This is a genomic window from Pseudomonas sp. A0308, from assembly GCF_044218815.1.
Lineage (GTDB): Bacteria > Pseudomonadota > Gammaproteobacteria > Pseudomonadales > Pseudomonadaceae > Aquipseudomonas > Aquipseudomonas iridis.
Window position 1 is genome coordinate 842836 of the sequence record NZ_CP162581.1, and the last position, 12346, is coordinate 855181.

Genomic DNA, 12346 nt, shown 5'->3' on the forward strand with positions numbered 1-12346 from the left:
CAATCAGCAATTCCTGCGCCTGGTGCCCAGTGGCCGAAAACTGGTGATCGGTATTCCGTTCATCTGGCTGTTCCTGTTCTTCATGCTGCCGTTTTTCCTGGTGATGAAGATCAGTTTCTCGGAAGCTGCGCTGTCGATCCCGCCGTACTCGGAGATTTACACCTACGCCGAACAGAAATTCCAGCTGCTGCTGAACATCGGCAACTACACCATGCTCGGCGAAGACGAGCTGTATCTGTCGGCCTACCTCGGGTCGTTGAAGGTCGCGGCGCTGAGCACGCTGATGTGCCTGGTGATCGGCTTCCCGATGGCTTATGCGATCACCAAGACCGGCAAGGAAACGCAAAATGTCCTGCTGCTGTTGATCATGATGCCGACCTGGACCGCGATCCTGATCCGCGTTTACGCGTGGATGGGCATTCTCAGCAACAACGGTTTGCTCAACAGTTTCCTGATGTGGACTGGCCTGACCGATCACTCGATCGAGATCCTCAACACCAACACGGCGGTGTATATCGGCGTGGTTTACGCCTACCTGCCGTTCATGGTGTTGCCGCTGTACGCCAACCTGGTGAAACACGACGGCAGTCTGCTTGAAGCCGCGTCGGACCTGGGTTCGAGCAACTTCAACAACTTCTGGAAAATCACCGTACCGCTGGCCAAGAACGGCATCATCGCAGGCTGCATGCTGGTGTTCATTCCGGTGGTGGGCGAGTTCGTGATTCCCGAACTTTTGGGTGGCCCGGAGACGCTGATGATCGGTCGCGTGCTGTGGCAAGAGTTCTTCAATAACCGCGACTGGCCGGTGGCGTCTGCTCTGGCGGTGGTGATGCTGTTGATCCTGATTGTGCCGATTCTGCTGTTCAACCGCAGCCAGGCCAAAGAGATGGAGGCACGGGGATGAAACGCTTCGGTTTTGCAAAGTTCATGTTGATCTTCGGCCTGACGTTCATCTATCTGCCGATGCTGATCCTGGTGATCTACTCGTTCAACGCCTCGAAACTGGTGACGGTGTGGGGCGGCTGGTCGATCAAGTGGTACACCGGCTTGCTCGACAACACGCAACTGATGGGTTCGGTGGTGCGCTCGCTGGAAATCGCCTGCTACACCGCGATTGCTGCTGTGGCACTCGGTACTCTGGCTGCGTTCGTGCTGACTCGGGTGACGCGCTTCAAGGGTCGCACGCTGTTTGGCGGCCTGGTCACCGCGCCGTTGGTGATGCCTGAAGTGATCACCGGTCTGTCGTTGTTGCTGCTGTTTGTGGCGATGGCGCAACTGATCGGCTGGCCGCAGGAGCGTGGCATTGTCACGATCTGGATCGCCCACACCACGTTTTGTGCAGCCTATGTGGCGGTGGTAGTCTCCGCCCGCCTGCGTGAACTGGACCTGTCGATTGAAGAAGCGGCGATGGATCTGGGCGCGAAACCGTTCAAGGTGTTTTTCCTGATCACCATTCCGATGATCGCGCCGTCGCTGGCGGCGGGCGGGATGATGTCGTTTGCCTTATCGCTGGATGACCTGGTGTTGGCGAGCTTCGTCTCCGGCCCCGGCTCCACCACCCTGCCGATGGAAGTGTTCTCGGCGGTGCGTCTGGGCGTGAAGCCGGAGATCAACGCGGTGGCGAGTCTGATTCTGCTGGCGGTGTCGCTGGTGACTTTCCTGGTCTGGTACTTCGGCCGCAAGGCTGAGGCCAATCGCAAGCGGGCGATTCAGGAAGCGATGGATCAGACGGCGAACGAGTCGTGGCAGCAACCGCCACGCGCCGCCACCGCATAACCTGTAGGAGCTGCGGCACGCTGCGATCTTTTGCCTTTGTTGTTGAAGATCAAAAGATCGCAGCCTCGTTTCACTCGACAGCTCCTACATAACGGGCGTAGTCGACCAGGTTTGGGCTTTGTGTTTTTGAATAAAAAAATGGAGTTGTACCGATGAAAATGTTTGGCAGGACTCTGCTGACACTGTCCTTAATGGGCGCAATCGTCATGGGCGCCCAGGCCAACGACAAAGTGCTGCGTGTTTACAACTGGTCCGATTACATCGCGCCGGACACCGTCAAGAAGTTCGAAGACGAGACCGGCATCCGTGTGACCTACGACGTCTTCGACAGCAACGAGACCCTTGAGGCGCGCTTGCTGGCGGGCAAATCCGGCTACGACATCGTCGTGCCGTCCAACAGTTTCCTGGCCAAGCAGATCAAGGCTGGCGTCTATCAGCCGCTGGACAAATCGAAGTTGCCGAACTGGAAGAATCTCAACCCGGTGCTGCTGAAAAATGCCGCCGCCAGTGATCCGGACAACGCTCACGCGTTCCCGTACATGTGGGGCTCGATCGGCATCGGTTTCAACCCGGCCAAGGTCAAGGAAGTACTCGGCGCCAACGCCCCGACCAACTCCTGGGACTTGCTGTTCAAGCCGGAAAACGCTGAAAAGCTGAAGGCCTGCGGCATCAGTTTCCTCGACTCGCCGACCGAAATGATCCCGGCCGCCCTGCACTACCTGGGTTACCCGGTGAACGACAAGGACAAGGCGCACATCATGGAAGCCGAAGCGCTGTTCATGAAAATCCGCCCCAACGTGGCGTATTTCCATTCCTCGAAGTACATCTCGGACCTGGCCAACGGCAATATCTGCGTGGCGGTCGGTTACTCCGGTGACGTCCTGCAGGCCAAGGCCCGCGCGGCGGAATCGGGCAACAAGGTGAAGATCGACTACAGCATTCCCAAGGAAGGCGCCGGCAGTTTCTACGACATGGTCGCCATCCCGCGTGATGCGGCGAACGTCGACAATGCGTATCTGTTCATGGACTTTTTGATGCGTCCGGACATCATCGCCGAGATCACCAACAGCAACGGCTACAGCAACGCCAACTCGGCGGCGACGCCATTGGTGGACGAAGCGATCCGTAACGACCCGGGCTCGTACCCCTCGCAAGCGGTGATGGCGACGCTGTATGCGGTGCCGGATCAGCCGATTGCGACCCAGCGGATCATGACTCGCGGCTGGACGCGGGTGAAACTCGGCAAGTGATTCAAGCGCAAATCAACTGTGGGAGCGAGCCTGCTCGCGAAGGCGTCGGCACACTTAACCCATTCATTGCCTGACCCACAGCTTTCGCGAGCAGGCTCGCTCCCACACTGGTTTTGTGCAGTGCTTTTCCGTTCACGCAGCGCCTTACCACCGCTGCATCCTGCATATGAACGGCCTCACCTGGCTCCCTCGGCTCAGGTGAATTTCAGGCGCCCTCGGGCGCCTTTTTTTGTCGCTCAGGTCAGTGGCCAATCCTGCAGAATCCGGTAGCGGCCCTTGTGCGATTCAAACAACGCAAAGCGCTCGGCACGCAGGAAAAACTCTGGCGGCGTGGCCGATTCCGGCTCCGGCGCCCGGTAGTCACGGGCCAGAGTCAGGTGCGGACGAAACTCGTGGGCCGTCTCTTCAAAACCGAATGGCAGCATCGCCTGTTCAAGCCCATAGGCTAATCGCAGCAACGCTTGCGGAGCCTGATCCGGCGCCAATGCCAACACCCCGGCACGGTGCCAGACCTGCAGGCGATCCAGTGAAATCTGCAACACCTCCCCCGGCGTGCCCACTTTGCCAGCCGCCTCACAGACTCCGCCGATCTGGGCCAGCGGCACTGCGCCGAGAAACAGCAGCGTCAGATGAAAGTTGTCCGCCGGCACTGACTTGCCGGTTCTCAGGCCCAACTCCGCGCGCCACTGTGCAATCGCCTTACGCTGTGCCGGCGGGCAGTCCAGCGCAAAAAACAGGCGTTTGGAGGGTTCATCCCTGTGCGCGTCATCGGTCATGGCCGGGCTCCTGCGTTTCTGGTAGTCGGCGTGATTCTACACAGCCTGATCTGACGACTCGCGACACCGGTCTATAGTTCAAGGATTGCCATCAACCGGAGGCCGCCATGCGCGAGGTCCTCAGCAAAGAACCGTGGTGGGCACGACCACCCAATCCCGGGCAGGCTCACCCCTGCTGGGTTTTTTTTCAAGGTTCGATGAGGTACTGGAAGCCGCCGAAGATCATCCGCTGTCCATCAAACGGCATCGGGTTGACGTCCGGTTGCATGCGCGGGTCTTCCATCATTTTCGCCATGCCGGTATCGCGAGTGGCCTTGTCGGGCCAGATCAGCCAGCCGGACGCGACGGTTTCACCTTCCTTGAGTTTTACCGCCATCGGGAACGACGTGAGCTTGCCGTCCGGCACATCATCGCCCCAGCATTCGGCCACGCTCAGGGCGCCGTATTCCTTGAAGATCACCGCTGCGATTTCAGCGTGCTTTTTGTACTGCTCGCGATTGGCGGTCGGGACCGGCGCTACAAAAATATCGATGTAAGCCATGATCATTCTCCTGGTACGTTGGGTTCGATCTGCTGGGTAGTCGATTCCGGCGGACGCCATTCGACACGATTCGCCCCAAACCCGACCGACGGCTCATCAAGCCCACCGAGATTGCGCTCGACCTGCCCGGCCATGTGCAGCGTGCCGGCCATCACGCCAGTGGTCGGGTTCTGCACCAGTTTCAGCCAGGCCTTATCGAAAGTGTTGCCCAGGCTGCTGCGTATCAGCGCCTCACTGTCGGGCCGGTCGTTGGCCTGGAGGATCGCGCGGATGCCCATCACGCCGACGGAAATCATCGCCCCGGCCAGTTTGCCCGCCGCTGCCGCGACTGCACTGGCGGCACCGCGGGGAGCCATTTCCGCCTCCATTCGCTGGCTCGCCCGCTTGGCGACGGGTGCCATGCCGGCGTCGGTCGACGCGATGCCTCTGGCGCCGCCGTCGGTGTGAATCTTGTCGATCAGAGCCGCGTATGCCGGCAGGCTGTTCAACGGTTCGGTGCTGATGACTTTGTACAGCGAGGCATCCCGCGCCGGCGGTGGTCCGAGGGCAATGGCCGGGATCTTCTGCAAACGACCGTTGAGCTGGGCAATTGGCACGCGGTGACGCTGGGCGATGAGCGGCATCTGCCGAGCCATCAGCTCTGCATAGAACGCCGTGGACTGGCCCAGGATCGCATCCGGGTCTACCTCCACCGCGACCGGCGCAAGCACCCTTTTCTGATACTGATCAAGCAGATACGTCGCCAGGCGCTTGGCCGAGGCATCCTGCTCGTCACCGGCGCTGATCGAGTACCAGCTGACCTTCATCGACAGCCATTCCTGGGTCCAGTAGCTGCTGAACCACGGGATGAAATTTTCTTCAGTTTGCTGATAGACGCGAGTGCGCCAATGTTCCATTGAGCCCCGGGCGAACAACTTGACCTGCTCGGTGGCTTGCTGCGATGCGTTGACGATTTCGCGGTCGATCTGTTGCCAGGTCGCGGGCGACACCACCACAGCCTGCACAGCGGTCACTGGAGCCCGGGCCGACGTGGCGCAGCCGGCCAGCAAAAACAGCGCGGCGACGACCAGCGCACGCAGGCTCACGGTGGGTGTGTCCTTTAAATGAGGAGGGAGCAGATTTGAGTATAGGTGGGTCAGTCGGCGGTGTTGCTGGATGTTCTGGCCGCATCGCTGGCAAGCCAGCTCCCACAGGTTTCGCGTCGTTCCTGAATTTGTATTCACCGAAGATCACTGTGGGAGCTGGCTTGCCAGCGATGGGGCCAGCCAAAGCGCCGCAAAACTCGACCATCAATGCCGTCGATATTCACCATTGCGACGATCACCTTCCGTCTGCCGCCCACGCAGGGCACGATGGCTACATCCGAACCGCAACGAGGAGTTCACATCATGATTCACACCATCGCACTCTCCGTGAGTTTTCCGGTGTTCGGCAGCAACTACTACGACCAGCAACCTGTGTCGCACAAGGCACAATCACTGGTGTTCAACGAAGATTTCGAAGATCTGCTGATGCCCGCCGCGACCAATCATTTCAGCAATGAAGTGGTCGGCATCAACGATCAGTTCCGCTTTCTGAGCGACATTCTCGCCACCCATTTGCTGGATCTCGAGGCCTCTGTGCCTGCGCGTTCCCGCGTCCAGGCGAGCGCTCGTTTTATTTGATGACTGAGTGCCAATGATCGAGGGCGTTCCTTTGCGGGAACGCCCTCTTGTATTCAATCAATCATCATCCCTATCGCGGTGATAGCGACGGCCATCGCGGCGGTCGTCATCGCGGTCGTCCCAGCGCCGGTCATTGTCGTAATGGCGCCCATGGTCGCGGTCGTAATGCCGGCCGTGGCGGTGGTCATCATCAAAATCCGCCACACAGCCGCCGAGCAATACGGCGGCGGTAACGGTCAGCAGCATCGTTGTAGCGCGCTTCATTCAACACATCCCTAAAACCAAGGTCTTGACGACGGAATCGGCCACGCCGCCCTCGCCTTCAGGACGCGGTGCGCGCAGCCGTCAATACGACCGGGTAAACCAGGGATGATTCAGTGGCCACTAATGACCGTTTATCGCCTCGCCCGCCCATCCCGAACAGCGGCGAGATGCCACCTATACTGCTTGCAGCCCAACCCCATGCAATGGATCTGCACCCTCAATAACAAAAAGCAGAGGTGGACCATGGTATGGCAGCAAATCTACGACCCGTTTGGCAATCCGGTGATCTCCACGCTCATGGCCGCCGTCCCGGTGGTGGTGATGCTGGCGGCGCTGGCGTTCTTTCACGTCAAAGCGCATCTGGCGGCGCTGCTTGCACTGGCTTCAGCGCTGTTGATCTCGATCTTTGCGTTCGGCATGCCCGCCTCCATGGCCGGTTCGGCAGCACTGTTCGGTGCGGCCAATGGCTTGCTGCCGATCGGCTGGATAGTGCTCAACATCATCTTTCTGCATCGCCTGACCACCGAGAACGGCTCGTTCAAAGTGCTGCAGGATTCGCTGGCGCGGATCACCGATGATCGCCGTTTGCAGTTGCTGCTGATCGCCTTTTGCTTCGGTGCTTTCTTCGAAGGTGCGGCAGGCTTCGGTACGCCGGTGGCGGTGACCGGGGCAATCCTCATCGGCCTCGGTTTTTCGCCGCTGGCCGCGTCTGGCCTGGCCCTGATCGCCAACACTGCGCCGGTGGCTTTCGGCGCACTCGGCACACCGATCATCACACTCGCCAAAGTCACCGGACTGGACGAGATGGAGCTGTCGATGATGGTCGGTCGGCAACTGCCATTCTTCTCGGTGCTGGTGCCGTTCTGGCTGATCTGGGCGTTCGCCGGGTGGCGCAAGATGCTCGAGGTCTGGCCGGCGATTCTGGTGGCCGGGGTCAGCTTCGCCGTGCCGCAGTTTCTGGTATCGAACTACCACGGCCCGATGTTGGTGGACGTGATCGCCGCGTTGATTTCCATGGCCTGCCTGACGCTGTTCCTGAAGGTCTGGAAACCGGCGACCATTCACACCTCGGCGGCGCTGTCCGGTCGGGTCGACAACTCCAGGGTCGATGAAGAAAAAGTCACCGCCAGCGCCGCATTCAGCGACCAGGCGCGCCCGGCCGTGATGCGCGCGTGGATGCCGTGGTTCATCCTCACAGTGTTCGTGTTCGCTTGGGGCACGCAGGGTTTCAAGAACCTGTTCGACACTCGGCCGGCAATTGATCCGGTCACGCAATCAGCCAAACTCGATCCGCAAGGCAAACCGATGCGCGAGGCCAATCCGATCTTCGCCCCGGCCATCGTGTTCACGACGCTGCATCAACAGGTCGAGAAGGTGCCGCCTGTGGTGCCTGCGCCGAAAACCGAAGAGGCGGTCTACAAGTTCACCTGGTTGACCAGCACCGGCAGCGGAATTTTACTGGCGGCGATTGTCGGCGGTTTACTGATGGGCTATTCGATCCCGCAACTGATCAAGCAATACCTGCGCACACTGTGGGTGGTACGTTTTTCGCTGATCACCATCGCGGCGATGCTGGCACTGGGGTTCCTCACGCGCTACTCAGGCCTGGACGCAACCATGGGCCTGGCGTTCGCGGCGACGGGGATTTTCTACCCGATGTTCGGCACCCTGCTCGGCTGGCTCGGGGTGGCACTGACCGGCTCCGACACCGCGTCCAACGTGCTGTTCGGCGGACTGCAACGGGTGACGGCGGAACAACTTGGCATCAGCCCGGTGCTGATGGCAGCGGCCAACAGTTCCGGTGGGGTGATGGGCAAAATGGTCGATGCGCAGTCGATTGTGGTCGCATCCACGGCAACCCGTTGGTATGGGCATGAGGGCGAGATTCTGCGCTACGTGTTCTTCCACTCGATTGTGCTGGCGATTCTGGTGGGCGGGTTGGTGACGTTGCAGGCCTACGTTTCACCATTCACCCACATGGTCGTCGGCGGCCACTAACCCCCCCTGCAGGAGCTATCGAAGGCTGCGATTTTTTGACTTTGTTTGGCAAGATCAAAAGATCGCAGCCTTCGGCAGTTCCTACAGGGAAGCGTGTCCATTTGCTGATTCATGAGCTGAGTAAATAACTCTATAGCGAAAATCCGCAAAAACCTTTTCCTCCCTCCAGCGGTCACTCCTAGACCGAGACTGGCAAACATGCCGGCATGCCCCTATGGGCCTTTCGCAAACCTGCCGCCTGATTGAGAGAAATAGGAATCGAACCATGCCGATTTCCCGACGTAAATTTATGATTCTCGGCGCCGTCACCGCAACGGCGTTCGCGATGCCGCCATTCATCAGCCTCAAGGCCTACGCCGCCAACCTGGAGCAACCGGCCATGAACAAAGTGACCATTCAAGTCAATGGCAAACCCCAGTCCCTTGAAGTCGACAACCGCACCACCCTGCTCGACGCCTTGCGTGAACACCTGCACCTGACCGGCAGCAAAAAAGGCTGCGACCACGGCCAGTGCGGTGCCTGCACGGTGATCGCCGATGGTCGGCGGATCAACTCATGCCTGACGCTGGCGGTGATGCACGAAGGCAGTGAGATCACCACTATCGAAGGCCTCGGCATGCCGGACAACCTGCACCCGATGCAAGCCGCGTTCATCAAGCATGATGGCTATCAATGCGGTTACTGCACGCCGGGGCAGATCTGCTCGGCAGTCGCCGTTATCAAGGAAATCCGCGACGGCATTCCCAGCCACGTCAGCCCCAGCCTGACCGAGTCGCCACAACTGATCGCTTCCGAATTCCAGGAGCGCATGAGCGGCAATATCTGCCGCTGCGGCGCCTACTCGAACATCATCGAAGCCATCACTGAAGTCGCGGAGGTGCCGGCATGAGACCGTTCAATTACAGCCGTGCCGACTCCCCTGCCGCAGCGGCGCAAGCAGCGCAGATCGAAGGCGCGAAGTTCATCGCCGGCGGCACCAACCTGCTCGACCTGATGAAACTCGACATCGAAACCCCGCTGCACCTGATCGACGTCAACCACCTGGGCCTCGACACGATCGAAGCCACGCCCGAGGGCGGTTTGCGCATCGGCGCGCTGGTGCGCAACACCGATCTGGCGGCCGACGCCCGGGTCAGAAAAGACTATGCGCTGCTGTCCCGCGCCTTGCTCGCCGGTGCTTCCGGACAGTTGCGCAACATGGCGACCACCGCCGGCAACCTGTTGCAACGCACCCGCTGCCCGTACTTCTACGACACAAATCAGGCCTGCAACAAACGCAATCCAGGCAGTGGCTGTTCGGCAATTGGCGGGGTCACCCGGCAGTTGGGGATCATCGGCGTCAGCGACGCCTGTATCGCCACGCACCCGAGCGACATGGCGATTGCGATGCGCGCCTTAGATGCGCAGATTGAAACGGTGAAACCCGACGGCAGCACCCGCAGCATCGCCATGGCCGATTTCCACCTGTTGCCGGGCAACACGCCGAACATCGAAACCAGCCTCGGTGCCGGCGAATTCATCACGGCCGTGACGTTGCCTGCGCCGGTGGGTGGCACGCACATTTATCACAAGGTACGCGATCGTTCCTCGTACGCCTTTGCCCTCGTGTCCGTGGGTTTGATCCTGCAAAAGGACGGCAGCGGCCGCGTCGCGGTCGGCGGTATTGCGCCGAAACCGTGGCGCGTGGAAGCGGCTGAAGCGCTGCTGCCCAAGGGCGCAAAAGCCGTCAGCGAACGCTTGCTCGACGGCGCCACGCCGACTCACGACAACCAATTCAAACTGACCCTGGTCGAGCGCACGCTCGGTTCGGTGTTGGCGCAAGCGAGGGAAGAAGCATGAAATTCGACACGCCCGCCACCACCAACCCGATCGATCAATTGAAGGTGATCGGCAAGCCGACCGATCGTATCGAAGGCAAGCTGAAAACTTGCGGCCAGGCGCCTTACGCTTACGAACAGCATGAAGCCGTGGCCGATCAGGCCTACGGTTTCATGGTCGGTTCGGCTATCGCCAAGGGTCGCATCAGCCACATTGATCTCGCCGACGCAAAAGCTGCGCCCGGCGTGTTGGCCATCGTCACCGCCGACAATGCCGGCAAACTTGGCAAAGGCCAGTACAACGCCGCGCATTTGTTAGCCGGGCCCGAGATTCAGCACTACCACCAGGCCGTTGCACTGGTGGTTGCCGAGAGCTTCGAGCAGGCCCGCGCCGCCGCACAACTGGTGAAGGTCGATTATGTCGCGAGCAAAGGCGAGTTCGATCTGGCCAGCGTGCGTGACCAAGGCGTCGAGCAGAAAGAAGAAATGCCCGACGTCACCCACGGCGATTTCGCGACAGCGTTCGCCGGTGCCCCGGTGCAATTCGACCAGACCTACACCACCCCCGACCAGTCCCACGCGATGATGGAACCCCACACGACTCTAGCCGCTTGGAAAGGCGACCAACTGACGCTGTGGACGTCGAACCAGATGATCGCCTGGAGCGTCGGCGACATTGCCGAAACCCTCGGCCTGCCCAAGGAAAAAGTCCGCTTGATCTCGCCCTACATCGGCGGCGGTTTCGGCGGCAAACTGTTTATTCGCGCTGACGCGATCCTCGCGGCCCTCGGTGCGCGCATGGCCGGCAGACCGGTGAAAGTCGCCCTCGCCCGCCCACAGGTCGCCAACAACACCACGCATCGCCCCGCCACTATCCAGCGTATCCGCATGGGCGCCACCGCGGACGGTAAGCTCACCGCCATCGCGCATGAAGGCTGGTCGGGCAATCTCGCGGAGGGCAAGGTCGAAGTCGCGGCGCAGCCGAGTCAGTTGCTGTACGCGGCGCAAAATCGTCTGGTCACCATGCGTCTGTCGCCGCTGGATCTGCCTGAAGGCAACTCAATGCGCGCACCCGGCGAAGCGCCGGGATTGATGGCGTTGGAAATCGCCATGGACGAAATGGCCGAACAGCTCAAACTCGATCCCGTGCAGTTCCGCATCCTCAACGACACCCAGGTCGACCCGGTAAAAACCGAGCGCCCGTTCTCGCAACGACGCTTGATCGAATGTCTGCAAACCGGCGCCGAAAAATTCGGTTGGGACAAGCGCAACGCCAAACCCGGCAGCCGTCGCGAAGGTCGCTGGCTGATCGGCATGGGCGTCGGCGCGGCGATCCGCAACAACCTGCTTATGAAGTCTGGCGCGCGGGTGCGGCTCGAGCGTGACGGCAAGATCACTGTAGAAACCGACATGACCGACATCGGAACCGGCAGCTACACGATCATCGCGCAGACCGCCGCAGAAATGATGGGCGTGGGCATCGACGATGTCGTGGTGCGGCTGGGCGATTCGAATTTCCCGGTATCGGCGGGTTCCGGCGGCCAGTTTGGCGGCAATTGCTCGACTGCCGGCGTGTATGCCGCGTGCGTGAAACTGCGTGAAGCGATCGCCGGAAAAATGGGCCTCGCGGCTGATCAGGCGGAGTTTGTTGACGGTCAGGTGCGGGTCGGCGGCAAGAGTGTGGCGCTGCGAGAGGCGGCAAAAAATGGCGAGGTGGTGGCTGAAGACAGCATCGAATTCGCCGACCTCGAAAAGCAGTATCAGCAGTCAACCTTTGGCGCGCACTTCGTCGAAGTAGCGGTGGATGCGGCGACGGGCGAAGTTCGTGTGCGGCGGATGCTCGCGGTGTGCGCGGCCGGGCGGATTCTCAATCCGAAAGCGGCGCGCAGTCAGGTGATCGGCGCCATGACCATGGGCGTTGGCGCGGCGTTGATGGAGGAATTGGCGGTCGATAAAAAACTCGGTTTCTTCGTCAACCATGATCTGGCCGGATACGAAGTGCCGGTGCATGCCGACATCCCGCATCAGGAGGTGATTTTCCTTGATGAGACCGACCCGATTTCCTCGCCCATGAAAGCCAAGGGTGTGGGTGAGTTAGGGATTTGCGGGGTGAGTGCGGCGCTGGCCAATGCGATCTACAACGCCACCGGAGCGCGAGTGCGGGAGTATCCGATCACGCTGGACAAGATTCTCGATTCCTTGCCGGCGATGATCTGAAGACCTGAAGAGCCCCTCACCCTAACCCTCTCCCACTGGGAGA

The 12346-nt window shown here is 60.4% G+C and carries 12 protein-coding genes; 8 read left to right on the forward strand and 4 right to left on the reverse strand.

Annotation, left to right across the window (positions count from 1 at the left end; genetic code table 11):
* The first annotated feature begins 22 nt into the window (after positions 1 to 22).
* From AB4P92_RS03875 to AB4P92_RS03885, 3 genes are all read left to right on the forward strand, one after another.
* On the forward strand, positions 23 to 904 hold the full coding sequence (locus tag AB4P92_RS03875) for an ABC transporter permease subunit (RefSeq protein ID WP_164488122.1): 882 nt from the start codon (positions 23 to 25) through the stop codon (positions 902 to 904).
* A complete protein-coding gene (locus AB4P92_RS03880; RefSeq protein ID WP_042558750.1) occupies positions 901 to 1776 on the forward strand; it encodes an ABC transporter permease subunit in 876 nt (291 codons plus the stop codon). The genes AB4P92_RS03875 and AB4P92_RS03880 overlap by 4 nt, the downstream gene beginning before the upstream one ends.
* Before the next feature lie 152 nt (positions 1777 to 1928).
* On the forward strand, positions 1929 to 3026 hold the full coding sequence (locus AB4P92_RS03885) for a polyamine ABC transporter substrate-binding protein (RefSeq protein ID WP_042558749.1): 1098 nt from the start codon (positions 1929 to 1931) through the stop codon (positions 3024 to 3026).
* Between the two features lie 236 nt (positions 3027 to 3262).
* Here the strand turns inward: AB4P92_RS03885 and thpR are convergent, their stop codons facing one another.
* The 3 genes from thpR to AB4P92_RS03900 form a co-directional block, all read right to left on the reverse strand.
* The gene (gene thpR / locus AB4P92_RS03890; RefSeq protein WP_395598919.1) at positions 3263 to 3802 is read right to left on the reverse strand and encodes an RNA 2',3'-cyclic phosphodiesterase; all 540 of its coding nucleotides are present in this window, start codon (positions 3800 to 3802) and stop codon (positions 3263 to 3265) included.
* Positions 3803 to 3989: 187 nt separating this feature from the next.
* Positions 3990 to 4343: a DUF1428 domain-containing protein gene (locus tag AB4P92_RS03895; RefSeq protein ID WP_042558747.1), complete on the reverse strand. Its 354-nt coding sequence runs from the start codon at positions 4341 to 4343 to the stop codon at positions 3990 to 3992.
* A gap of 2 nt (positions 4344 to 4345) precedes the next feature.
* Complete coding sequence (locus tag AB4P92_RS03900) at positions 4346 to 5428, reverse strand: hypothetical protein (protein WP_395598920.1); 1083 nt, start codon at positions 5426 to 5428, stop codon at positions 4346 to 4348.
* Between the two features lie 303 nt (positions 5429 to 5731).
* On the opposite strand from AB4P92_RS03900, the gene AB4P92_RS03905 reads away from it, so the two are divergent.
* The gene (locus AB4P92_RS03905; RefSeq protein ID WP_042558746.1) at positions 5732 to 6007 is read left to right on the forward strand and encodes a hypothetical protein; all 276 of its coding nucleotides are present in this window, start codon (positions 5732 to 5734) and stop codon (positions 6005 to 6007) included.
* A gap of 57 nt (positions 6008 to 6064) precedes the next feature.
* On the opposite strand, the gene AB4P92_RS03910 is transcribed toward AB4P92_RS03905, so the two are convergent.
* Positions 6065 to 6271 (reverse strand): hypothetical protein, encoded by a 207-nt coding sequence (locus tag AB4P92_RS03910; protein ID WP_042558745.1) that lies wholly within the window; start codon positions 6269 to 6271, stop codon positions 6065 to 6067.
* A 243-nt stretch (positions 6272 to 6514) separates the two neighbouring features.
* Here AB4P92_RS03910 and AB4P92_RS03915 point away from each other — a divergent pair, with 243 nt between their 5' ends.
* The 4 genes from AB4P92_RS03915 (at position 6515) to paoC (ending at position 12303) form a co-directional block, all read left to right on the forward strand.
* Entirely contained in the window at positions 6515 to 8269 is a 1755-nt protein-coding gene (locus AB4P92_RS03915) for an L-lactate permease (RefSeq protein ID WP_042558744.1), read from the forward strand.
* Between the two features lie 265 nt (positions 8270 to 8534).
* The gene (paoA, locus tag AB4P92_RS03920) at positions 8535 to 9158 is read left to right on the forward strand and encodes an aldehyde dehydrogenase iron-sulfur subunit PaoA (RefSeq protein ID WP_047300711.1); all 624 of its coding nucleotides are present in this window, start codon (positions 8535 to 8537) and stop codon (positions 9156 to 9158) included.
* The gene (locus tag AB4P92_RS03925) at positions 9155 to 10108 is read left to right on the forward strand and encodes a xanthine dehydrogenase family protein subunit M (RefSeq protein WP_047300710.1); all 954 of its coding nucleotides are present in this window, start codon (positions 9155 to 9157) and stop codon (positions 10106 to 10108) included. Before paoA ends, AB4P92_RS03925 begins: the two co-directional genes overlap by 4 nt.
* A complete protein-coding gene (gene paoC / locus AB4P92_RS03930; protein WP_395598921.1) occupies positions 10105 to 12303 on the forward strand; it encodes an aldehyde oxidoreductase molybdenum-binding subunit PaoC in 2199 nt (732 codons plus the stop codon). Before AB4P92_RS03925 ends, paoC begins: the two co-directional genes overlap by 4 nt.
* Positions 12304 to 12346: the final 43 nt, after the last annotated feature.